The sequence below is a fragment of the Vibrio sp. SCSIO 43133 genome, assembly GCF_023716845.1.
In the GTDB taxonomy this organism is placed as follows: Bacteria; Pseudomonadota; Gammaproteobacteria; order Enterobacterales; family Vibrionaceae; genus Vibrio; species Vibrio mediterranei.
Genome location: NZ_CP068024.1, coordinates 3,351,500 through 3,376,096, shown reverse-complemented (window position 1 = coordinate 3,376,096; position 24,597 = coordinate 3,351,500). Strand labels below are relative to the sequence as shown.

General features: G+C 39.4%; 20 protein-coding genes and 2 pseudogenes. 9 read left to right on the top strand and 13 right to left on the bottom strand.

Translation table 11 applies throughout. The annotated features are described in order from the left end of the window. Positions 1-12: 12 nt before the first annotated feature. The 13 genes from waaA to rfaD all read right to left on the bottom strand — a co-directional run bounded on the left by waaA (position 13) and on the right by rfaD (position 13,925). The gene (gene waaA / locus JKJ11_RS15745; protein WP_252038510.1) at positions 13-1,290 is read right to left on the bottom strand and encodes a lipid IV(A) 3-deoxy-D-manno-octulosonic acid transferase; all 1,278 of its coding nucleotides are present in this window, start codon (positions 1,288-1,290) and stop codon (positions 13-15) included. 3 nt (positions 1,291-1,293) lie between these two features. After that, on the bottom strand, positions 1,294-2,712 hold the full coding sequence (locus tag JKJ11_RS15740; protein WP_252038509.1) for a 3-deoxy-D-manno-octulosonic acid transferase: 1,419 nt from the start codon (positions 2,710-2,712) through the stop codon (positions 1,294-1,296). A gap of 14 nt (positions 2,713-2,726) precedes the next feature. Further along, complete coding sequence (locus tag JKJ11_RS15735) at positions 2,727-3,137, bottom strand: GtrA family protein (RefSeq protein ID WP_252038507.1); 411 nt, start codon at positions 3,135-3,137, stop codon at positions 2,727-2,729. Next, positions 3,134-4,117, bottom strand: a complete 984-nt coding sequence (locus JKJ11_RS15730; RefSeq protein WP_252038505.1) for a glycosyltransferase family 2 protein — start codon at positions 4,115-4,117, stop codon at positions 3,134-3,136. Before JKJ11_RS15730 ends, JKJ11_RS15735 begins: the two co-directional genes overlap by 4 nt. Positions 4,118-4,184: 67 nt before the next feature. Further along, the gene (locus JKJ11_RS15725) at positions 4,185-4,604 is read right to left on the bottom strand and encodes an FAD synthase family protein (RefSeq protein ID WP_252038503.1); all 420 of its coding nucleotides are present in this window, start codon (positions 4,602-4,604) and stop codon (positions 4,185-4,187) included. Positions 4,605-4,616: 12 nt separating this feature from the next. Continuing rightward, positions 4,617-5,789 (bottom strand): CDP-glycerol glycerophosphotransferase family protein, encoded by a 1,173-nt coding sequence (locus tag JKJ11_RS15720; RefSeq protein WP_252038502.1) that lies wholly within the window; start codon positions 5,787-5,789, stop codon positions 4,617-4,619. Between the two features lie 108 nt (positions 5,790-5,897). Further along, the gene (locus tag JKJ11_RS15715; RefSeq protein ID WP_252038500.1) at positions 5,898-6,692 is read right to left on the bottom strand and encodes a glycosyltransferase family 25 protein; all 795 of its coding nucleotides are present in this window, start codon (positions 6,690-6,692) and stop codon (positions 5,898-5,900) included. Positions 6,693-6,849: 157 nt separating this feature from the next. After that, the gene (locus tag JKJ11_RS15710) at positions 6,850-7,671 is read right to left on the bottom strand and encodes a glycosyltransferase (RefSeq protein WP_252038498.1); all 822 of its coding nucleotides are present in this window, start codon (positions 7,669-7,671) and stop codon (positions 6,850-6,852) included. A 2-nt stretch (positions 7,672-7,673) separates the two neighbouring features. Beyond that, positions 7,674-8,897 carry an O-antigen ligase family protein gene (locus JKJ11_RS15705; protein ID WP_252038497.1) on the bottom strand — a complete coding sequence of 408 codons (1,224 nt, stop codon included), beginning with the start codon at positions 8,895-8,897 and terminating at the stop codon, positions 7,674-7,676. Between the two features lie 9 nt (positions 8,898-8,906). Beyond that, positions 8,907-9,923 (bottom strand): lipopolysaccharide heptosyltransferase II, encoded by a 1,017-nt coding sequence (gene waaF, locus JKJ11_RS15700; protein WP_252038495.1) that lies wholly within the window; start codon positions 9,921-9,923, stop codon positions 8,907-8,909. Positions 9,924-9,934: 11 nt separating this feature from the next. Further along, positions 9,935-11,014, bottom strand: coding sequence for a glycosyltransferase family 9 protein (locus tag JKJ11_RS15695; protein ID WP_006071228.1), 1,080 nt, complete (start codon positions 11,012-11,014; stop codon positions 9,935-9,937). Position 11,015: 1 nt separating this feature from the next. After that, on the bottom strand, positions 11,016-12,785 hold the full coding sequence (locus JKJ11_RS15690; protein WP_124940395.1) for a bifunctional glycosyltransferase family 4 protein/polysaccharide deacetylase: 1,770 nt from the start codon (positions 12,783-12,785) through the stop codon (positions 11,016-11,018). 195 nt (positions 12,786-12,980) lie between these two features. After that, positions 12,981-13,925 carry an ADP-glyceromanno-heptose 6-epimerase gene (gene rfaD, locus JKJ11_RS15685; RefSeq protein ID WP_252038493.1) on the bottom strand — a complete coding sequence of 315 codons (945 nt, stop codon included), beginning with the start codon at positions 13,923-13,925 and terminating at the stop codon, positions 12,981-12,983. 261 nt (positions 13,926-14,186) lie between these two features. Between rfaD and JKJ11_RS15680 the strand changes: the two are divergent. The 9 genes and pseudogenes from JKJ11_RS15680 to JKJ11_RS26125 form a co-directional block, all read left to right on the top strand. Continuing rightward, positions 14,187-14,477 (top strand): annotated as a pseudogene (locus JKJ11_RS15680) (MBL fold metallo-hydrolase); the annotation flags it as partial. A 2,230-nt stretch (positions 14,478-16,707) separates the two neighbouring features. Next, complete coding sequence (locus JKJ11_RS26130; protein WP_353505903.1) at positions 16,708-17,508, top strand: ABC transporter permease; 801 nt, start codon at positions 16,708-16,710, stop codon at positions 17,506-17,508. A 134-nt stretch (positions 17,509-17,642) separates the two neighbouring features. Further along, positions 17,643-18,134, top strand: a pseudogene (locus JKJ11_RS15675) (ABC transporter ATP-binding protein); the annotation flags it as partial. A 49-nt stretch (positions 18,135-18,183) separates the two neighbouring features. Beyond that, positions 18,184-18,891: an IspD/TarI family cytidylyltransferase gene (locus JKJ11_RS15670; RefSeq protein WP_252038490.1), complete on the top strand. Its 708-nt coding sequence runs from the start codon at positions 18,184-18,186 to the stop codon at positions 18,889-18,891. Beyond that, the gene (locus JKJ11_RS15665) at positions 18,884-19,939 is read left to right on the top strand and encodes an NAD-dependent epimerase/dehydratase family protein (protein ID WP_252038489.1); all 1,056 of its coding nucleotides are present in this window, start codon (positions 18,884-18,886) and stop codon (positions 19,937-19,939) included. The genes JKJ11_RS15670 and JKJ11_RS15665 overlap by 8 nt, the downstream gene beginning before the upstream one ends. Beyond that, positions 19,932-21,122, top strand: coding sequence for a polysaccharide pyruvyl transferase family protein (locus tag JKJ11_RS15660; RefSeq protein WP_252038488.1), 1,191 nt, complete (start codon positions 19,932-19,934; stop codon positions 21,120-21,122). The genes JKJ11_RS15665 and JKJ11_RS15660 overlap by 8 nt, the downstream gene beginning before the upstream one ends. Positions 21,123-21,128: 6 nt before the next feature. Further along, the gene (locus tag JKJ11_RS15655; RefSeq protein WP_252038487.1) at positions 21,129-22,400 is read left to right on the top strand and encodes a CDP-glycerol glycerophosphotransferase family protein; all 1,272 of its coding nucleotides are present in this window, start codon (positions 21,129-21,131) and stop codon (positions 22,398-22,400) included. Next, the gene (locus tag JKJ11_RS15650) at positions 22,387-23,532 is read left to right on the top strand and encodes a CDP-glycerol glycerophosphotransferase family protein (RefSeq protein ID WP_252038486.1); all 1,146 of its coding nucleotides are present in this window, start codon (positions 22,387-22,389) and stop codon (positions 23,530-23,532) included. Before JKJ11_RS15655 ends, JKJ11_RS15650 begins: the two co-directional genes overlap by 14 nt. Before the next feature lie 87 nt (positions 23,533-23,619). Continuing rightward, positions 23,620-24,363 (top strand): glycosyltransferase family 2 protein, encoded by a 744-nt coding sequence (locus tag JKJ11_RS26125; protein ID WP_353505902.1) that lies wholly within the window; start codon positions 23,620-23,622, stop codon positions 24,361-24,363. Positions 24,364-24,597 lie beyond the last annotated feature (234 nt).

Here is a 24,597-nt window from a genome sequence, read left to right as displayed (position 1 = left end):
ATTTACCGCAAGTTAGGGCATTTCTCTAATGTATGACAAGGTACTGTTAAGTGCGCCGACACTTTCTTCTACAACTTTATTTGCTGCGTTTACTCGCCCTAGACGGAGGCTATCATCATTGAGCAGTTTCTCAACACTCTCCGCTAGCTCATGTTCATCATTGATGACCTCTAGAGCATCAACTTCCAATAACATTTTTACTATCTGAGAGAAGTTGAAGTAACTAGGCCCAGTAACAGTGGCAACTCCGATTGCTGCGGGCTCAAGGAGATTATGTCCTCCTACTTTATTACCCAATAAGCTTCCTCCCATGAAGCATACATCGCTTGCAGCGAGATACATCATCATGTCACCCATGGTATCACCCAAAAACACATGAGCGTGTTCTGGAAGTTTATGTAGGTGTTGACTGCGTCGTACTACTGAGAGATTTTGCTTCTTACAAAGTTGCTCAACGTCATTAAATCTTTCAGGGTGGCGGGGTACTAAAACAAGCAATATATTAGGATTTGTTTCTAGTATCTTTTTGTGAGCGGCCAGCACTTGAATATCTTCACCTTCATGGGTACTTGCTGCAATCCAAACTGGTCTATCGGAACCCAAAATTGTACGTAGTTCTTTTCCTTGATAAAGCGTGTGTTCATTGACTTTTATATCAAATTTAATTGAACCGGTGATAGATACTTTGTCTGATGTCACTCCTAAGCGCCGGAATCTTTCAGCGTCCTCCTTGAACTGGCAACACAATCGAGTAATGTGCTGAGCGGCTAACCAGAAGAAAGGGCGAACTTTGCTATAGCTTCGATATGAACGCTCGGAAAGCCTTGCGTTTATCACAATAATAGGAATATCGGCTTTGCTCACTTCGGTGAGTGTATTTGGCCAAAGTTCTGTCTCAATAATCACCAATTTAGTCGGTTTTACTACTCTCAAGAAACGACGAATAGCAAAACCAAAATCGAGCGGCATATAACGATGTTCTGCAATGGATGAAAGTTTGAGCGCTTGTTCTGCGCCTGTTGGGGTTGTTGTAGTCACGAGGATCTTATGTTCTGGATTCTCGGAAGCGTATTGGCGCACTAAAGGAGTAACAGCTAAAACTTCCCCAACCGAGACAGCATGAAACCAAACTACGGGCTGAAACGATTTGTTTGTCAATGGTGGCGTTAGGCCAAAATGCTCACGCCACCTTTTTCCTACACTCGGCCTGCCGTGCTTTTTCTTAAATAAACTAAATAAGAAAAAAGGAGAGACCAAAGTTAACAGTACGGTATATATAAAACGTAGCATATATTACTTCCTGTTAGGTAATAACCGTTCTTTGAGCAAGTAATTGTTTACCTGAGACACATAGTCACTCTTATATGAATACTTTAGGCTATCTTGAGAGGCTAGCACGTTAAGTGCTAGTAAGTAGCCGAAGCTTGCTATTAGCATAATTCGCAGCTTTTTATCACTTGAGAAAGTGTCTCGAATTGCTCTAGTAAACCTGTACCGCTCAACCCAACGTGAGAACTTCGAGTCAGAGTAAACTTTTTTTATGTTTGCTCGCTTTTGCTGGGTTAGAAATCTGAAAACGCCACTCGAAATAGGAATAATCGCAAATGGGTAAACAAGAATTAGATGCCAGTATGAGAAAGTGATTGGAGATAGCGCTGCGCTTATAATGACCCCAACTATTGCCCCAAAGGCATAAAGCTCTAGCCAAGCGATCGAGGTGATGTCATCTTTCGAACGTAGAATAATTGGTTTGATCCGTTTCCACCAAAGCCAATTTAATCGAGCTGAAACAATTACACTGATGCCGCCGACCAAGAATATAAATGCTTTCCACAAAGTTAAGGCGGTCAGTTTGAGGAGTTCAATCTGTGTCAACCAATCAAACTCACTATAAGCAATTACTTTGTTAGAAAACAGCATTGAACCATAACGTAGCCAATAGAGTATAGCTTTAAGGACGGGGTAAACATGCACTAGGCCATAACCGATATAGCGGTCACTTTCATGAGAGGTGGAACTCTGATTCGCAATTTCTTGTAAGTAGGGTATCAGTGATGCTGCAATTGTAAGAACTGCTGCAATAGCGCCAAACCAAGAGACTTTTCCCATATCACGATACAGAAGATAACCCGATATCACTGCTAAGATTGGCCAAGAATAGTGGAGCTGCATTGCAAGGCCGATAGAGAGGACGTGTATGAATGTATAACCAAAAGATCTGGTTATCCTCATTTTGGAAGCTGACCATAAATGCATGGCAGCAAATAAGCAGAGGTATGAAGGGTTATAAAGTATACTATCGTAAAGAAACCAAGGGTTTAACCAGTATAAGGCCAGAAATATTAGTCGGGCAAGCTGACAATGTTTACCGGCAAACGTATTTTTAATAACACTATCAAGCAATATCAAAGAAACAACGCGTAAAGCTATTAAGAGGAACATAGGCGACCATGGTGAATCCCACAATAATAATGGACCTCCAATTAACCAAGTAGATAGTGAACCTGGAACGTTCCCTACAGCGCTTGCTGCATTGCCAAAGTTTAGCCAGGTGCCTTGGTAGACGCCCAAATAGCCCTTGTAGAGCATCTGGGTTTGGTCGCCCGTAATGATCTGGTTTTGAGCGTACATAAAGCAAAAAAGCAGACCTAGAGAAAATCCTAATGCATAAAGCCAAGTAAAAGCGCGATCGACTTTTGAGTTTAACGACATTCGATTGTTCTCACTTATTTAGTGTGTTGTGAAGGCTGGTTGTCTGAAAATGTCCAAACCTTATGGATGATGTAGGTTACGATTGGTAGGATAAACACAACCATAATTACTCTCAGATAACTATTGAGGTCAGAGAACAGTTCACTGATTCCTTGAGCCACTAGTAATGCACCAAATTGAACTATGAAGAAGCGTAGTGCGTTTCCAAAGTTTACGCGATTTTTGAAGACCAGTAGAGTTTGCGAAAAATACGAAAAAACAAATGCTAAACTGAACCCAAAGACATTCGCGACAAATACGTTATCTTGCATGAGGTGCAAATACATAAAAGCAACGCCAACATGAATAGCAGTCGCTAAGCCACCGGTCAATGCGAACCGGACAAGCCTATACTGTAATAGACGCTCAATCAGAGTGGACATCATTTTTTGCTATTTTTATTGGTTGGCGTACTATTGAGGTAGCTGTCTTCTTCGATGATATAAGTTGGCCTACGCTTTGATTCCATGTACAGGCGACCTATATATTCTCCCATGACACCTATGCCAATTAATTGCACGCCACCAAGGAATAGCACTATAGTGATCGTCGATGCATAACCCGGTGCATCAATCCCATACATCAATGTTTTAATTATGGTAAAGCTCCCATAAATAAATGCAAGAGCGGAAATTAACGAACCAATGTAAAGCCAGATTCGCAAAGGCGCTGTACTAAAACTAGTGATGCCGTCTAAGGCGAAGTTCCATAACTTCCAACCGTTAAAACTAGTCTCACCTGCCTCGCGAGCCTCACGCTTGTATTCGATTACTGATGTTTTAAATCCAACCCATGAGAAGATGCCCTTCATAAAACGCTGGTTCTCGGGTAGCAATTGAATCGCATTGACCACTCGACGGTTGATAAGACGAAAATCCCCTACATTTTCTGGAATTTCAACTTGTGCTACGGCATTGTGAAATTTATAAAACAGCTCAGCAGTTAGCTTTTTTGCCCACGAATCGGTACTTCTATCAACTCGCTTAGCTACCACAACGTCAAACCCTTTTTCCCACTCTTGCAAGAATTTATGTATCAACTCCGGCGGGTCTTGTAAATCTGCATCAATTGGAATCAACACTTCGCCGCGAGCGACGTCTATTCCAGCTGTCAGTGCAGCCTCTTTACCGAAATTTCTTGATAAGTTAATAACCCTAACTTGTGGGTACTGTTCATGAAGCTGCTTCATGACCTTTAGGGTACTATCTTTACTACCATCATTAATTAGTATTACCTCGTACGAGTAGCTAGTATCAGCTAGGACTTGGCTGATACGCTTCATAAAGCTCCCTAAAACCTCTTGCTCGTTATAGCAAGGGCAAACTATGGAAATGGTTGGATTGTTATTTGTATTTTTGGTTAACATGTTGACGCCTTGCTGCTAAAACTCATTATCACTCAGGTACCTGATAGAATCATAAGTTATGGCTACTCTAACCGGACAGGCTTTCTAGAACACTTTTTAACAGTGTGCTAGAAGTATGAGTAGTGTATGGGAAATAGACGATTTCTACTCCTCTATCGGCAAACTCTTTTTCGAGCTGATTCCATTTTTTAGAGCCTTTCCAGTCATCACCAACAAACATTTTATCAAACTTTATGTTCTCCCAAGCTTGGAGCTTATTATAAGAGTCTTGAGGTAAAACTTGGTCGACAAACTTAACCGATTCAACAATCTCGAAACGCTCTACAAACGGAATGACTGGTTGTTTACCTTTGCCATTTAAACTAAGCTCATCAGTAGTTACGCCAACTATAAGGTAATCACACTCTAGTTTAGCTCGTCTAAGCAGGTTAAGGTGCCCTATATGAAATAGATCGAATACGCCAGTAGTATAGCCTATTTTTTTCATAGTATGTCCTAGTTAAATCTCATTGATAAATTGAAAAACTCTCTGACAGTTATTTCTATCAGTGTACTGAAAAAAGTTACTGATGGCGTCAGCATCTTCCTTGCGAAGTGTAAAGTGGCGATTAACTGTATTTTCAATGCAGTTAATGAGCTCTTCATGTGTATCGACGACTTCGCCTGGTAGGTCGTTTTTTATGTTTATCATAGGCTTATGTCTTCTAGTGTTTAAAAAATTCTCTCTATCATACTGATAAGAAATAAAAGGCTTCTTCATGTAAACAAAGTCAAATAGCACGCTAGAATAATCGGTAATCAACAATTTAGAACGAGTGAGAAGCTCGGTTACAGAAAAATCTTTTTGGGTGCATATGGCAATATGTTTGCAAACATATTCGTCAAAGCAAAAGGAGCTATCTTGGTTCTCTTGATGAAGGTAAATGATTAATCTCGAGTTACTGTTTTCGAGTAGTTTCTTCATTCTTTCGTCGACGACTAGGTCAACTATTCTTTGAAAAAGTTCTGTTTCAGAGAACTTTCCCCCCATTTTTTGTAGCTTGTCTCTAAATGTAGGCATTAGTAAAATTTCTGACATTCCAACGCTTTTTGACTTGTCGATCATATTGTCAAAACGTGGATAGCCAACAATAGGAACTTCACTTTTATTATAGCCATATACTTGAGTAAATATGTCTTGATGCTTGGTTGACAGTGACATAATAAAGTCATTAAGTGGGAAACGACTTTTATGATAGAAGTCGATTCCATTTTTCAAAAAACCAATACCGTGATTAAGCATCACTTTTTTTGCCTTTAGATGTTTGCGGTTTATCTTTTTTTGCAGCCCAATGCCGTCAGGAATCATCCATAAACCATGCGTGCTTATGATTCGCTCCGCTTTAAAAACATAGAAATATTGACGGAGTGTTGCATAGGTCAAGAGGTTGCTATCTCCATTGAACTTACTTCTCACGGGAGAGTTTTTTCCTAAAACATACATAGACTTAATCTCTGGGTGATGTTTTTTTACCCATTGATAAAGAGTATAGCCATTCTCTTGTGCTTGATTTTCACTTTCAGAGAACAGCCAAACTCGTTCCTGTTTCAAAAATGGTTTAGCTACAAGAAAAGCGAGCCTAGAAGCTTCTCCTTTAAAGGTTTCAACAATAGCCTTTAGTTTTTTGTACACAGGAAATCCTTAGTCAAGCTGTTTGGGGTTGTAGATCAGAGTGTTGTTTACTGTTTGGTTTATAGCACCATTGCTTACATAGCCAGATACTCATAACTTCAAACTATTTTAGGAGTTATGATTCATCTTTTGAGGCTGAGTTTTTTTAATGCCGTTAATGATACGCTGGTTACTTACAGTCATTCTTAAAAAACGATAGAAGCGGTTAAGCTCTCTAGTTAGTTTGAAGTATATCGGTACTGAAGTCTTACTATCCACTTGAATGAAGCTAGGCATGTCGTGAAGTGCCTGTATCGCCCCTGGATTGATGTTATAACTTGGCATGCTATGTCGGAAGCATTCAGATATATAATTATCAACTGCACAAAGCCACTGTTCACAATGACTAAGTAGTTTTTTTGCACCATTGGGAGTAAGAATGTAGCCAGTAGCACCGCATGAATTGTCGTAAACAAATCGACGTTCAAAGCCAGCAACCTTATCTAACATCAACCATTTCGCTCGGCGCCTCTCCAATTTCAGATAGTCTAAACCGTCGATGAGTTCGCTCAAATGATTGAGCGCATGAACAAAGTGCTTTGTTGGGACGAAGTCATCTTCCAATATAATGATCGGCTGGTCTAACTCGACGCACTTTTCCCAGAGTAAGAAGTGGCTAGCAAAGCAGCCTCTTTCTCCTCGTGATAGAGGCCGACTTCGAAAAATCATACGGTATCTATCATTGATTCTGTTTTCCAGTCGTTCAGGTAAGCCTTCCTTACCATCGACGGCATCAAAAAAACTGAACTCGTAATCTGTTGCTTCGAATATGCTCTTTACGCGTTCACGTCGCTCTGCAGCGTGTGGGAGGCTTATGACAAAAATCCGCATCCTCTGGATGTTATTAGCAGTAGGCTGAATCATTTACAAATACACTCTTTTTGCAATACTAATTACTTTGTCAGTTATTTAATGGGATACAAATGATACCTTCTGCCTTGAAAAAAGTCCTCTTTTACAGTTTTTCGTGCCATTCAAACATAGTGTAGCGGAGAGTTGAACAACAAGTGCAGTAATCTTATCACTCGATTTTATTGAGCTTGATTATGCCATTAGTACATACAATATTACTCAGTGCTTTTTTCTTTTCGTACATGACACAAGCTTCCTGGCTTTGCATTTTCTCGATGTGGTAGAGATGATATAAAGCACATCGACCCAATACCGTACGATTTTGGTATCCAGCAGCATTAAGTCTTCTAAGCAAATCGGTCTCTTCCATACCATAGCCTTGAAAATCTGCGTCAAAGCCGTTTACTTTCATTAGGGCTTCTTTGGGCATGCCCATGTTAGCCCCAATAGCACCTCGCTTCTTTTTATTCCAAATATTACAGATCCATTCAGGGAAGCGAATTGCCATCTCTGGCCGTTTTAATCCTTTCTTTGCCGCTTGTGATAGGAGCCAAAACGGGTTTTCTAGACTTTCAAAAGATACAGCACCACTTCGAAGCAAGGCACTTGAGCCGTCATACATGTCAACTCGACGTCCTAAGATAATTTTATCAGGGCCTTCAGAGAAGACTTTCTTATAGTCACCAATAAAATGCCGAGAGGGAATGCAATCATTATCTGTTAGAATTATTTGGCTAGCTTCTGAGCTTGCAACTGCTTTATTTACTATTTCAGCTCTTCGAAAGCCATTATCTTCCTGCCAGATGTGTCTAATGGACAGTCCTAGATTGGTATATAAACGCGCTAGATCTGCTACTTCTCTAGTCGACCCGTCATCAGCAATACATACATTAAAGGCACTGTCGGTTTGGCGCAAGTAACCATCTAATACCAATTTCATATCTTTGACGTTGTTGTATGCGGCCATGATGACCTCAATATTGTAAGTCATAGTTAACCTCTTTGTTCTTTCTTTTTTATACCTTGTACCCAAGCTAAGCTCAGCATAAACAAGAATATAGATGTTTGGAATTCCAGATTATTGCTATAAACCAAGCCGATGCCCAAGTAAGTGGTAATTAGATTAATCATACCCCAGGCCAATGAGGAGCCCTGTCTGAGTAATTTGATAGCTCTGCAGAGCAAAAAAGCGATGAAAGCTAGATACGAGAAACTGTAAATCAGCCCCATTCGGACTAGGTTGTCAACATAGAGACTATGAAGATCACTGTAAGATATTTGGTTTCCTACAGAGCGTTGTATTTCTTCTATTGAACCGACAGTGGACAAATAGTGAGTGAAAATATTCGGTAACTCACTGTCCCCTGTACCGAATAAAAACAGAAGAGGGTTAGAAGTGATATGTTCCCACGTCATCCCCAATCCGTAGCGCCACATGGCCAATCTAGCGTTGTTAGAGTTATTGTCACTTGCTGCAATACTTGCAATTCGCTCATATGTAGAATGAAAGTAGGCAGAGTCTTTCATCAGGAACAACGAAATAACGCCAACAAAAATAAGGCCTAAAAACAGTTGTCGGCTAGTAAATAGGAGAAACAGTAGGGTTGAGCAAGCAGCGAATAGCATTGGTCCTCTGGAGCCACTTGCTACTAATGCAATGATAGTACTAGCTCCGATGAGTCCTAATGCTAAATATTGACCTCTTTTCTCGAAAGAATACAAATAAAAAGTAGGAAGTAATAATGCCCAGAGGTACGCGAGAATCTCGCCCCAGCGACCGATATCCCAAAAACTACTAATCCGGCCTGCAACTTGTTTTGTCATATATAGGTATAGAGCGTACCCCATTGCGACGACAGCACCTAACAGTAAAGCTTTCATGGCAATGCGGTCATGCTTTTCGAGCATCGGAAACAAGAATGGCAATAGGAGAAAAAACGCCCCCTTTCTAGCAAACCAAGCCAGATCAGTCAGCCCTAGTGGGGTGATAAAGGTTACAATTAGCCCTAACGCATACAGTCCAAAGCTCAAGTAAGAGGCTTTACGTAGTTCTGTGTTTTCAGAAAGTAATGGCTGCTTGCTGGTAGCCCCTATGACGGCAGTCACGAGAATGAGCCCGAACGCAATATTTACACCGGCCTTTGAGGTGAATAAGGTTAAAAAGGTGAAGCTCACGGTGAAACAGGTTAAGCGTGAATATAGTTGGCTACTTATCATCAAGGTTCTCTAATCAATACAGTCAATAATACTTTGCGCACTAAGTTTTTTTAAACAGTCCAAGTGACCTAATGGACATTCTCTCTTGAAACAAGGACGGCATTCGATATTGGTATGTACTGTGTGTAAGTTATCAGTGAGTGGCGGGGTGTAATCCGGTGAGCTCGAACCATAGATGGCAATAACGTTGCAGCCAACAGCTGCCGCAATATGCATAAGCCCAGAGTCATTACTGATCACTGTATTACAAGCTGCTAGCAAATCCACAGCTTCGGTTAACGATGTGGAACCAGCCATATTATAGCAGTGTTGTTGCGCACCATCGTTAAGCTGTGAGCGAATTTTCTCGGTCACTTCCCGGTCTTTTGTCGATCCAAACAGCCACACTTGACAACCTTGTTCGATAGCATGTTGGGCAACTTTAGCATAGTGTGTGTCAGGCCAGCGCTTCGCTGGACCAAACTCTGCACCGGGACACATGCCTATGACTTTGCGTAAGATGTTGAGTTGAAATTTTTCGCGTGTCCTATTTTGTTCGTTGGGGTCGACTGTCAAGCTAGGGCGAGGACAATTCTTGAACTGCACATCTTTCTTCATCTTTTCTTTGCTGCTCGCCAGAGCTACAAATCGTTCAACATAGAATTGAAATAAGTGCTTATCAGGGCGCAGATCAGTCAGTAAACCATATCGCATCTCGCCTTTCCAGCCAATACGGTTAGGTATACCGGCGAACAGCGGGATCAAGGCAGATTTTGCTGAGTTAGGTAAGACATAGGCATGAGTATAGCCTTCAGACTTAAGTTCTCGACCTATCTTCCAGCGACCTTTTAGATCAAAGGCACCATGACCAATTGGCATTTCTAGCGAGCGATTAACTTCGGGCATTCGAGAAAGGATAGGCTCACACCAAGCTGGGGCAAGAACATCTATAACTGCATTTGGATGGCGATGTTTGATCTCTTTGTAGAGACTTTGCGACATTACCATATCGCCTACCCAGGAAGGGCCTATAACAAGGATTTTCATAGTTATAAATCTTATTTCTCTTGGATGAGCTGCAATAGCTTTTGCTCTACATCTGGCCAGTTTAGCCTATTAATATCAGGCACTGAACTGTGGTTTGCTTTACTCGTCAAAGCTTGAACAGAATTTGGATGCCATTGTGTGAAGTTTTCAGGATCTGGATTATATAAGGCTAGCTGTAGTACCTTCAACCCTGCGGCCATGTGAACTATGGCAGTATCCACTGAAACAGTAAACTTCGCACGAGCAACCAAACTTACTACATCAAAGATGTTTTTACTCGTATCATAGTGGATGGCTATTAACTTATGGTTCTCGATTGCCTGTTCAGTCTGCTGATACGTTTCTGGCGATGATAGTAAAACAATAGTAAGCTCAGGGGCATGTTTATGAATTATGCCAACAAGTCTCTTGATAGACTGAGCATTCAGTTTTCGAGAGTTGCCACTGCCATAAGCATTAATGACAACAAAATTTGTTAACTCATGCCTTTCGATGAAATTCTGTGCGGTTTGTTTAGACTCAGTCGTTTGTGGAATAATATAGTTCTGATGATGTGCTTCAATACCAATTTCTTTAAGTAGCGTTGCAAATCGTTCAGCAAAATGTAAGTCACGAGTCTTTTCTCCAAGCTTTATGTCCACTATTTGTAGTGAGTCATCTAGCCCTGCAATATGCTTTGCCTTACATTGGCTAAGAAAGAACAGATCCTTCATTTTTGGATTTAGGTTGAGTGAAACCAACAAGTCGCAAGACCCAATTGCAATACAGGCTTTGGTTATCTCGCTATAACTTGGTCGCTTTTTTAGCTCTACAACGTTATCGGCGCCTAGATGTTCTTGAAAAAGCGAACGCATATTGGGTGTTGTTACGACGGTGAGCTTGATATTGGGGTTGTGAGCTTTGATGTCTCTAAACACAAAGGAGGAGACAAAAGCATCGCCTAGCTTGGCATCGGTACGCAAAAAAACAATGTGCTTGAAGGAATCCGGCTGTACAGCCGAAGTTTGTCGTGTTTTATCAAACAACATCACCCCTAAATGGTGTCGAATTTGATCTCTTAAAAGCTGTAAGCGAGAGATAAGCTTTCTCATATTATTGCTTTACCTTTCTAAATAGATAGTTTCCACGAACTTTACGCCATAACCCAAACACATCAGTTTTTGGAAAAATAGCAATACGGCGGATTTGGTAAGGGTCTTTATGAAACTGCAGTGGCCCCGAATTGGTCGCAACCGCATATTGATAACCGGCTTCTTTAGCAATATCTTTTGAGGCTTGATTATGCTCACCAAATGGATAGGCAAAAGAGGTTAGGGTTTTACCTAAGATGGATTCTAGCGCTTGCTTATTCTCAACAATCTCGTGTTGTTGCTGTTGCTCGCTCAGCGTATCAAGTTTTGGGTGTGAAAGTGTGTGTCCGCCAATTTCAATATGGCCAGATTTTGCGAGCTGTAATACTTGCTCGCTATTCATTAATGGCACAGACTTCTCAGGATTACTTGGGTTTTCAACATCCCAGCGGTTAAAAGTTTCACCCGTCACCACATAAACTACAGCTTTGAAGTCGTACTTTTGTAAAACAGGAAGCATTAGATCTAAGTTATCAACATAGCCATCGTCGACCGTCAACATGATGTAACGTTTACCCGCTTCGAGCCTGCGAATTAAACGCCCATCCTGAAGATCCTCAAACGTCAGTGTTTCAAATCCCATCCTTTTCAATAGAGCCATATGCTTATCAAACATATCGATATGCAGGTAGGTACCGTGAACGCCTTTGCCACTGTCATCTTTAATAAAGCGGTGATACATGATTACAGGCATTTCACGCTTTAGTGTAGTGACATAGACGTCTTGATAAATGCTCTCTATTTGGTCAACAATCGAAGAGAGAGTATAGTGTTCGCGTATAGTATCGCTGGTGGCCGTTGAGCAATGTGCAGTCGTGAGTCCTTGCTCTACAAAGGAAGAAATCGAGCCAAAGTCGATATCGAGATCTTTTGGCCCTATATCGCCAAAGTTTGTGGCCATCGCCTCTGAAACATTTGTTTCGTCGACCATACCAATGCACTTCGCTTCACCGATAGCCAGAGTAGGGCGGCCACAAAGCAAGGATTCCATCGCAACGCGTCCAGCTCCAATCACTAAGTCTGCTTCACTTAGCATTGTCGGTACATCATTGGTATAACCAACAAAATTGACGGTTGATTTAAACTTTTCGAATCTTGTTTCAAACTTAGAGCCAGTGACCACACGAATGTCGTATTCGTCAGCGTTTAAACACTCATCAAGCAGACGATAACATAAGTCACCTTTCGGCCCCGTCAAACGACCCACAATAGTAATCACGGGTTTTGCGTTGTCAGGTGCTTCAACCCATTTGAAGTTGTCAGTCTCAATACCATTGCGACTCACCTCCATCTGCTCTAAAGGTACCGCTAAATCGTTGTGTAGTTGATCACGAATCGCCTCACAAACGGGTAGCGCTCTATCACCCATAGCATGAAACTTCTTACGCGATGCATGCACAGGTTGACGACCATGCACAGTTGTTACCATAGGGGTACCAGTTAGCTTACAGGCCACATGGCAGCTCCAGCTTGATGCACGAGAGTGAGCATGGACTAACTGAATATTATGTTTTTTGATTAGGTATATGAGATAACCCACATGCCAAAAACGACGCGGCACACTACGTTTGTTAAATCGCAATGAGAAAAAGGGCCCATCATGGGGCTTCGTTAGCGTATCAGAGACATAAAACACATTATGACCCCGAGCGGTTAACTCGTTTCCGACTGTTGTCGCATAAACCTCAGCTCCAGTCACCTCAAGTTGAGAAAGGGCCATCAGAATGTTCATTAATAAATATCTTCTATGTTGTTAACGTTTGCGTCATCCTCGTGAATGCGAGGATCTCCCACAGCAAGTGAATTTATTGAATAAGACTGAATCACGCAAGGTCATATTACTTCACTGCGCGCTTTATGAGATTCCCTTTTTCAAGGGAATGACGTAGAGAGTGGTCATTGCACATCGCTTAACGATATGACCCTGCTACTTACCGTTCACAATCGCCAAATACTCAGCAACACCTTCAGCTACAGTTTTAAACTCCACATCGCAACCCGCAGCGCGCAGGTTGGTTAAATCAGCCTCGGTAAATTTCTGGTATGCACCTTTTAAATGGTCAGGGAATGGGATGTTTTCAATTTCCCCTTTACCATGATGCTTGATCGCCGCTTCTGCAATAGCCTCAAATGTCTCTGCATTGCCGGTACCGCAGTTAAAAATGCCCGAAACGCCATTTTCCATAAACCATAGATTTACTTTAGCTACGTCACCAACATAAACGAAGTCGCGCTTAAACTGGGCGCTACCTTCAAATAGTTTTGGATTCTCTCCAGCATTCATTTGGTTATTCAAATGGAATGCCACAGAAGCCATGCTGCCTTTGTGCTGCTCACGTGGGCCATAAACGTTGAAGTAACGGAATCCAGTAATTTGTGACAGTTTTTCGCCGTGTGCTTCCGCGTCAGCAGTTAGACGACGGACATAGTTATCGAACTGTTGTTTAGAGTAACCGTAAACGTTTAGTGCACCTTCATACTGGCGCTCTTCCTTAAATACAGTCGTCTCACCATAAGTTGCCGCAGAAGAGGCATAAAGGAACGGAATTTCACGCTCTAGACAGTAGTGAAGTAACTCTTTTGAATACTCATAGTTATTCAACATCACATACTTACCATCCCACTCTGTCGTAGCTGAACATGCTCCTTCGTGGAATACCGCTTCGATAGGTCCAAAATCATCGCCAGCCATAACTTGCGTTAAAAAGTCATCGCGATCCATATAGTCTGTAATATCAAGGTCAACCAAGTTTTTGAACTTACGTCCATTTTTAAGGTTGTCGACTACCAGAATATCATTTAAGCCTGCTTCGTTAAGCGCTTTGATAATGTTGCTGCCAATCATGCCAGCACCGCCAGTTACAATGATCATAAAACGGTTCCATTTGAATAGGATAATTCAGTTGAGTATATAAGATTTCCACGTAGCTTCAAAGCAAGGGAACTAAGTTCTCAGGAAGTACCAGAGTAGAAATTAATGCTTTTCCAAAGCATGTTGACGCAGGTTCTACTCTGAGACTGACAATTGTTTGGTTCTATGCGACAGAAGTTAGAATGTTATGAACTAGAGCGTTGACGTTCGCTAGCGGCCTACAGTAGGTCTATGTTTATAGGCATGACACTGGAGATAGGTATGCAGTTAGCACCAAATGTAGAAGTAACACATCATGGAGGCAAAGACACGGGGACAGGCTCCTGCCATGAATTGGCAATAAATGGTGAATCTGTGCTGATTGATTGTGGGCTTTTTCAAGGAGCGGATTCTTACAATCAGGCTCTGAAGATCGATTTCAGCTTAAAGCATGTGCGTGCTTTGATTCTGACGCATGCCCACATCGGTCATATTGGCAGGTTACCGTGGTTGTTTGCCGCAGGGGTTCGTGAGTCTATCTACCCTGTCCATGCAACGGCTTGCTTGGTTCCATGATGTTATCGTAAGTTGTGGTCTAAAGAAGCTGAGTTGAAGATTCAACAAGGTCGCCAACGTTTGAATTTCTTGTAGTGTGTTGTTAATAAAAGTCATCAAGAACATTGTTGCGTGATGAATCAATTAGCGTCAATACAAGAAGTTATGCTTGTCATTTTGGCATCTGGTATGTGCCAAGGAGGTAAAACAGTTGATTATCTAAGAGCTATATTGTCAGATTGATGAACAGATAAGGAGTTCTGAGGTTATCAAGCGAATGAGACGTAAGTCGCGATATTCAAATGGGCAAGAAACAAGTTTGGATAGATAGCACTAGCACCTAATGTAACGATTCATACAATGTCAGGTTACTCAGCACACGTTGACAATATCCTTGTAAAAGGTGGTACGAAGTACTCAAAACAATTACACCCAGTTTATAGAGAGAGTATAGTCAAGGTGGATTTTTGCGAGGTCGTTCAAAAAAGAATTAGTAAATGTGGAAGTAGTGAAATGAACGTCACTTATAGTTCAGGCTCTTGATTTAGCCTTCATCAGCGTTGAGAGGTATGTGGAGTTCGAGCTTCAATGTCATAAGTGTGTAAATTTGAATTACCTCATGCTGTCATAAAGCTAGTTTATATAGAGAGATTTATATTAGTATTTCTAATGAATAATATTCGCAGCGATGGAAATTTGAGGGCGAAAAGAGCATACCGCCAATTGCTATGAAGACAAAATCTAGCGTTAGAGTGAACTTGAACGGATAGTAGCTTTTGAACTTGAAATGATGCTAATTAGTTGCGAAATTCGCTCATCCCTGCATTCGACAGTTATTGATTAGCAGTTAATAGTGTTTATCTGAGTCTGGTTTTCTTATCTACGGTTTAATGTTTGACCTATCGCGAATCAACGTGGTTTCCTATATAATCTTCGCAAATTAACTTTGTGATACCCACATAGTCAAGGCTCACAACATAGAAATCCAAGCTTTTGAGGGCTTTACTCAAGGGCGGTAGCGTCAAGGGAAATCACATACATGTCTATATTTAAATGGTTCGTGATGTATTGATTCCTTAGTCTTTGAGTTTCACAAGTTCGCGTTATCACATAACAACTAATTGTTTGATGATCGATTTGTAGAACATTTTCAATGTGTTTCTAATACCTCCATTTACAAACTGGAGGTTCAACGATGAGTAACTAGCACTCATTTATGTATTGCGATGTCATTCCAGACTACTGACAGCAAGGTAAAGTCGAGTACTAAGTTAACGGCATCATTCTGTTAGTAATCCGTGTTGTACTTTCTGATCAAGATGACGGGAAAGTGATTAGCCTTTATGGTGAATCTAAGTTGGGCTTATTTAAGCGATTTGGTGATTTTAGTTAAGGCGTTACTTTGATGTCGACGATTACCAGAGCGATAGATATGGTTAGTGTGGACTCGAACACAAAATGTTTCATTGAATGAAGGATGGCAGTGAGCTAACTATAGGTTGAGCCATTGTCATTAGCGGTAAAATAGTCAGGGGCTCTCCTGGTGACTCTTGCGGTCTGTGTGATATCCATTTGGTGAAGGTTTTTGAGACAGTAAATGGAGTGAGCATTGGAGAGCACAGGGATTACGGAAAAAGCAATGAAATCACTACCATTCCAGAGTCGATCGAACTCTTTGGTATAAAGTAGTTTGGTGGCTATTGATACCATGGGGCAGACAAAAACGCTGATTATTTGTTGGCGGTAAAAGTCAATTAAGGCTATTTGGAACAAGCGTTCGATAATTATTTAATATAAGTATGTTACAAAACGATAATAATGATTCTTACAGCACATAGGAAAAGGCATGTGGTAGACAAGAAACTAACGAATACGGGTTTGAGTGTTAAATGTCTGTCAGGCGTAACGTATTCATATCGGTTAGTTGAATCGAAGTATTGGTCTCTAGATACAACATTTGGTTAAAATACTTGTCGAAAACGAACAGATGAGAGTACAGAAAGCTTCACAATGATTAGAAAAATATGTTTAAACACTCTGAAGAATGAAACAATTTTGAAAACGAGCATTAAACATAAAAGAGTGATGAGTGCGCTGCGCTCTCAGTTTCTTTTGAAGGTGCTAGCGCCTTTATTGACCTAGGTGCTCATGATTTTTCCGTGGGTGAAAATCTTGTCTTTTGAAGCGATATGCATTAAAGTCTGCCTCCTATTTTTAGAAAAAAGCTGTTACTATTGCTAGTTAATTTATGAACATCGACAACATAAAAAGAGACTTTGGAGTAGCCCATTACATTCGGCTCGCCAATCTACAAGCTCGAATGAAGTTAAAGTCTCAATCGAACAAATTGACTTTAAGCTATCTTTGGTGGGTGCTTGAACCTTTACTTTTTGTATTAATGTTCTATGTCGTCTTTGAATATTTGCTTAAGCGAGGTGGTGAAGATTATTTTTCTTTTCTAGTAATTGGCAAGACAGTATACCTTTGGTTCTCAAAAACTATAATTTCAGCTTCAAAAGGGATGATAGAAAATAAAAATATAATTAGTCAGCGTGATATTCCAAAATGGATATTTCCAATAGTCAATATACTAGAGTCTTATTATAAGACCAGTATTTCGTTTGCAGTACTTTTTATAATGCTATGGCTTAATGGTTTTCCTCCCACAGTTTCTTATATTCATTTAATTCCTCTCAGTTTATTAATGACTTTATTGATCTGCGCTCTAAGCTTTGTTGGCTCGTTGCTTGTTAGTTTCGCGCGGGATTTTATGAACCTAATTAGAATTAGTATGATGGGAATGATGTTTATGTCAGGTGTTTTCTGGGACATAAAATCTATAGAAGACGAGCACACTCGAGAAATATTGTTACTTTACAATCCATTGTCGATGATAATAGATGCTTTTCGGGATGTGTTGATGCATCAGGTAGAACCTAGTTACATGTTAATGCTACCTTCATTATTCATAAGTTGTCTCTTAATTGGTTTTAGTTTGTGGTTTATTTCTAAATATAACAACAGTATATCGAGAGCACTATTTTCATGAGTGAGTTGTTACTAAAGGTAAGAAATATAAGTCTCGAATATCGCACGAGAACTGGTATACTATCCAGCTTCAGCCATCAAGCATTGAATGATGTTAGTTTTGATGTTTTTCAAGGGGAAGTTGTTGGGTTAGTCGGAAAAAATGGTGCGGGGAAATCCACATTGTTGAGAATTCTATCAGGCGTCATGGAGCCGGATTCTGGTAGCGTTTGGATGCCAACAGGTACTACTCGCTCACTTCTCTCAATAGGACTTGGGTTTAACAACGAACTTACAGGAAGAGACAATGCTATATTGAGTTGCATGTTCAATGGTATTTCTATGAAAGATGCTGAAGAAATCGCCGACAACATTAAGGAGTTTTCTGAGCTTGGTGACTTTTTCGAACAGCCAATTAAAACGTATTCCTCGGGAATGAAATCGAGACTCGGATTTTCTGCTGGAATTATATCAGAGGTAGACCTTTTGATGATAGATGAGGTACTTGCCGTCGGAGATGCAGCGTTCAAAAAAAAGGCTGAGCGATGTATAGTTGAAAAAATGACAGGCAGTGATAAAAGTGTGCTTTTCGTATCTCATAATGCCAAACAGATTCAAAGAGTGTGTACACGGACAATAGAATTGTGACATGTGCTTAAATACAACAAATTTTTAACTTAAGTGGACGAGGTATTAATTGAATTACGCACTTATATTTGCTGGTGGTGTTGGCTCAAGGATGAACTATGGCGACGTACCTAAACAGTTTCTAGAGATACAAGGTAAGTCTATCATTGTTTTAACGACAGAAAAATTCTCCGATCACAATGATATTGATGGGGTTTTGATTGTTTGCGTTGAAGAGCACATAGAAAGACTAAAATCTCAATTACAAAAAAGTAATGTTAGAAAAGTTGTCGATATCCTCCCTGGAGGAAAAACAGCTCAAGAGTCTATATTAATTGGACTGAGAAAACTGAAGGAAATTAATGAAGAAAATAACACTATTCTTATACATGATGGTGTTAGGCCAATTATTGATGATGAGCTGATTTCGAATAATATTAGCACTACTAAAGAATATGGTAGTTCCGTTACAGTTGTTTCTTGCAAAGAAACTATATTATATCAAACTAGCGAAGAAAAAAATGGCTATAGTGCGCTAGACCGTAATCGATGTATTATTGCTAGAGCTCCGCAGTGTTTCAGAATTAATGAAGTGCTTCCATTTGCAGAAGCTGCTTATGAAAGCAAGTTAGAGTTTGTTGATACTTACTCATTAATGGAAGCGTACGGTATTAGTGCGAAGTTTGTTGAAGGACATCACTCAAATATTAAAATTACGACATTTGATGACTATCTTATGGCGAAAAACCTGCTAGAAGGAACTTATCATAATGACTAGCTCAGTGTTAATTGATGACTATTCAGATTTAATTAAGAGAGTGGACTTCTCAAGGCTAAATAATAAAACAATCCTTGTTACTGGAGCAACAGGATACATAGGTAGTTGGGTTTGTAAGTTTTTAGCATATTCAAAAGAGCAAGGGTATTTTAATGGCTCAGTTCTGGCGGGATATAGAAATGTCAATAAGATAAATGAAAACTATCCTAAGAAATTTAGAAAACATATTGATTTCGTTGAATTAGATGTTTCGAATAGAATTGATATTTGTAATTATAATATTGATATTGTAATGCACCTTGCATCACCAACCACCTCTAAGGAGTTGGTTAATGTTCCGGTTGATAGTATAAGAAGCATTGTTAATGGGACACAAAATATCTTAGATTTCAGTGTTAATAACAATGTCGAGAAGCTGATCTACCTTTCGTCGATGGAGGTCTACAATGGTTATAAGGAGTTAACGAAAGTATCTGAAGAACAAGTGGGAGTAATTAATCCTTTAATCGTCAGAAATTGTTATCCACAAGGTAAGTTGTTGGCCGAAAGTTTGTGTGCTGCTTACCATTCCCAATACGGCATAGATATCTCGGTGATTAGGTTAGCTCAAACATTTGGTTCAGGTATTTTGAAATCCGAAAATAGAGTATTTGCCCAATTTATAAAAAATGCTATTCAAAACAAGGATCTTAAGATAAAAACTGACGGAATGTCGATTTCCAATTTTTGTGATATCAGCGATTGTGCTTACGCACTACTTTGGTTTGCGTCGAGACAAAAGGGCTTAGAAGTCTTCAATGTGTGTAATGAGAACAGCACATCGACAATTAAAGAACTGGCTTACAGAATAAAAGAAACTGTTGCTAATGATAGTATCGAGGTTATTATAGAGGGAGAAACGCCTAACTTGATTAATGGCTACCCCGCAAGCGCGAAATATGTATTAGATACAACTAAAGCTAAAGCTGCTGGTTTAAAGTTGAATACATCACTTAATACATCAATTAATAACGCAAAAAAATCTATTATAGAGAATGAATATGAGTAAAAAAATCGGTTTAGTAGGTCTTTACAGTATTAAAAATATGGGAGACCCTTTGATATGTGAGACAACTAGACATATTCTTGATGAAAATAATAATAATTTAGATATTGTTGAAGTGGATGCTGTTCCGAGGAAAAAGGAATCCTATAAAGGAATAGATGGTCTGAAGTATATGGTATCTGTATTTCTAATTAGATACTTGTATCCGAAACTATTTAAGCTTTTTAATGGTACTAGGTTTCGTTATCACGCAGAAAATATAGCATGGAGGTTAAGACTTGCTTCTTATTACGAAAGGGTATTAGAAGATCTCGATGCAATTGTATTTACTGGTGGAGGGTTTTTAAAGTTTAAGAATCAGGGCTTGAACTACTATGTTGAACAGATTGTTGAGATTTGTGAACGTAAGGATATACCCGTTATGTTTTGTGGTGTAGGAATAGAGGGGTTTGATCTAAATGATACTCGTTGCGTCAAGCTAAAAGCTAGCCTTGCTAGCAAATGTATCAAGTCAGTAACAACCCGTGACTTTATAGAGATACTCGAAAATGACTATCTTAAGGATTTAACTGTGCACAGAGCTCAGGTAGGTGACCCAGCCTTCTGGGTTCCTGAGTGTTATGGTATTGAGAAAAAAATTAATAAAGAGCCTGTAATAGGTATAAACGTAATCCGAGGAAATATTTACCGCGACTACGGAAATAACCTTACTTTTGATGAGTTGAAAGAAATCTACAAGAAACTAATTCTTAAACTTGATGGAAAAGGAGTAAGGTGGATACTATTTTCCAACGGGATGAAAGCAGACCAAGTATTTGGGCGCCAAATTCTTACTGAATTAGGTATGCCAATCAAAGATAATTTGCTTCCAGTGCCAAAATCTCCGCGAGAATTGGTTGAAATGGTGAGTAACTTCGATATCATATTTGGTGCGAGAATGCACGCCTGTATTTCAGCCTATGCTTTAGATATTCCGGTAGTAGGGCTGATTTGGAATGAAAAGACGACTCGTCTCGCTGAACTAACAAAGCAGCGTGAAATGTATTTTAAAGAGAACGAAATTGATATTGATCTAATGGTATCAAAGTTAATTAATTCAAAAGATTTTGCATACAATGTTGAAGCCCGAAATGCACTAAAGTGTAGTACAAAAAGAGAGCTACAGAACTTTATTCAACAGATATAGAACGCTATGAAACAACTAATAATAAGCAGAGCAAGTGCAATCATTGCTTTTATTTCTCAAGGTAAGCTAGATAAGCTATTACTTAAGGGTATTCAGCGCTTGAGTTATACTGTATTGTCTCTATTGAGTAAAAGTATTGGATTTATAGTTGTTAATGTTTGGACCCGCTTTGTACGGGTTCAACCAAATAGAATACTATTCAATACTTTTCAGGGGGTTTATTGCTGTAACCCAAAAGGTATTACTGAAAATTTCTTAGAGAATGATAAAGCAAGCCCTGAAATTATATGGGTGATACGTCCTAGGGAGGAGAATGATATACCAAAAGGAGTAAAGTCCGTTTATGCTGGTACTTTTGAGTTTTTCTATTATTTAGCCTCATCAAAAATAATCGTTGAAAATACAATTGGCTTGCAACGTTTGCTTTATCGAAAAAAGAAATCCCAAGTTATCTACCAAACGTGGCATGGCTCATTAGGAATTAAACGTTTAGATGGTCCAGTTGTTAATGGATATAAATGGAAGATAAGACGCTGGTTAGCAAATAAAGAAACAGACTATTGTATTTCAAATAGTCAGTTCGAAACAGATGTTTTCAAATCAGCCTATTGGCCAACTGTGGAAATTTTGCCCTACGGACATGCTCGAAACGATATCCTTTTTTCTATTGGAACAAGTGAAGCTATTCAAAAAACGGAAAAGCTAAAGAGGAGACTAGGGATAGAGGGTAAAAGTACTATTCTAATGGCTCCAAGCCACTATGATGGCAAGAGTGATCCTGTTGTAGACTATAATTTTTCAAGTATTATTTCAGCGTTCAAAAAAAGGTTTGGAGGTGAGTGGATTGTACTATTTCGATTACATCCTAGATATATGTCCTCTAAGATGAATAGTAAAATCAATATATCGGAAGAAGTTATTAACGTAACTTCAGTCTGTGATATGCAGGATTTACTTTTAATAGCTGATGCTGGTATAACAGATTTTTCTTCTTGGATATTTGATTATTTATTTACGGGTAAGCCCGGTTTTATTCTGCATCAAGACAAGAAGTTTGTGGACTATGAGCGTGGACTTTATTTCCCATTTGAAAGTACTCCTTTTCCGATAGCGTCTAGTATAGAAGAGTTATTAGGTAATATAGCAACTTTTGATGATAGTATATATCAAGAGAAGCGCGAAGTATTTTTAGAAGCAAGAGGTTGCGTAGAAAATGGAAATGCTAGCCGTAGAATTACTCAACACATGGTAGATTTAATATCAGATGCAAGGTCGTAGTAACTATAATTATTTGTATCCACTTATAAAGTTTGCTCTAGCAAAAATTCTGGTACCAGTTATACAAGTATTTTCTTGGTTTTCTTCATCAAAGGAGGTTGGACAGCACAAGAAAATTGCTTTGTTGGTTAATTCTCGTTGTAGTCACTCTACAACTTCGTTTATTAGTTTGATTCCTGAATTAGAGAGCAAGGGTTTAATATTAGACTATCACCTAGTGAATTATAGCCAGTTAAGTGCTAGAAAGAAAATAGAAAATATTTATCATTTCTTTTGTCAATACAGAAAGGCTGATTTTGTTTTCCTGGATGATACCTTTTTACCAGTATCATTTTGTATCAAAGGAAATTGGTTTTCTAGTGCTAGTGTAATTCAGCTTTGGCATAGCTGTGGGTTATTCAAGCGAACGGGTTTGGACATATGTAACTCACAGTTTTCTCGTTTGATAAGTAAGTCTAATTATAAGAACTATGACTTAGTTACTGTAAGTGCAGAAAACTGCGTTCAGGTGATTTCTAATTTTATGGGAATTGCTTGTGAGACGGTTAAAGCTCTGGGACTAAGTAGAACAGATTATTACTTTGACGAATACAGGAAGATAACGGCGGAAGTTAACTTTAGGAGTGACTACCCCGATATAGATGACAAAAAAATAGTTGTTTATGCTCCAACATATAGAGGACAGCCATTTAATGTCGACCCTAGCCCTATCCCCTCTGTTAACCGAGTTTTTGATAAATTAGGAGAAGGTTATTTACCTTTCGTAGTTCCGCACCCACACGAGGCTATAAATAATAACTCTTTTCCCTTAAAGCATACTCTTTCGGCGATACTCCATCTTGTGGATATATTGGTTACAGACTACAGCTCGCTTGCCATGGAATATATGATTGCAAACCCTAATGGTCGGCTCATTCTTTTCACTCCCGATGTAGATAGATATACAAAAGAAATCGGCTTTTACATCGAACTGGAAGAAGTGACAAGCAATGTTGTTAAAGACGAGACGCATTTATTGGAAACTATCGTCATGACAAGTGAAGGTTGTGACTTTAATTCGTACAAGAATAAGTATTTGAATCAATGCGATGGCACCTCAACAAAAAAAATTCTTCAATATTTGGATTTGTAAGCGTAGAAGTTTGATGCGGTTTATCAAACTCTCCTGTTAGTTAAGAAAGTACTTTTTACTTGTAGTTAGACGGTTAGTAAGTTGTTTATGCAGAGTCGATTAATAAGTATTGTGATACCAAGCTTTAATTCTGAATGCGTGATTCGTCGGAGTGTCGACTCTGTATTGAATCAAACATATCAAGATATTGAACTATGGGTTATCGATGATGGTTCTCAAGATCACACGCTAGATATACTTAACTCGTACAATGATCCACGCCTCCACATCTATGCACTCCCTAATAATACTGGCTCACCAGCACAGCCAAGAAACGAGGGTATATCAAGGGCGACAGGTAAATACATTGCGTTTTTGGATAGTGATGATTATTGGGAGCCAAACAAGCTAGAAATACAACTAAGGGAAATGATTGATGCAGCGTCCCCTTTTAGTTGCACAAACTATATTGTCAAAGCTGTTAATGGTGCAGAACATACAAGGCGTGTACCTCGGACTTCTAATTTTTGTGAAACGCTAGCACTCAATAAAATTGGTTGTTCGACAGTTATCATTGAGAAAGACCTAGTAACGAAGTATATGTTCTCAGATGTTAGATTAGAGGACTACAATCTGTGGCTGAGTATTCTTAAAGACGGGTATTCAATACTTGGCGTAGAACAGTGCTTAATGACCTATGTACAGAGTAACGTGTCAAGGAGTAAGTTCGATTTAATGCAAGCAAAAGCATATGTGGACACGTTTAGGCGTTTTGGTAAGCCTAATCTATATTCTGCATTGTTTCATTGTTGTAAATACTTGTTACGTCGATTAGTTTGGGCAAGACTATAGCTTGATAGCTTGATAGCTTGATAGCTTGATAGCTTGATAGCTTGATAGCTTGATAGCTTGATAGCTTGATAGCTTGATAGCTAGATTCCTATTAAAACCTTGCTAGTTCTGGAGCATTTTCATTGACAGACTTAAACCCTGTAGGTGAGTTTAAAAGGACTCGTTTAATACAATTTCCCATCAAGCTCCAGGAACGGTGACCTGAATTATAATATTACCTTCATGTTCTCCATC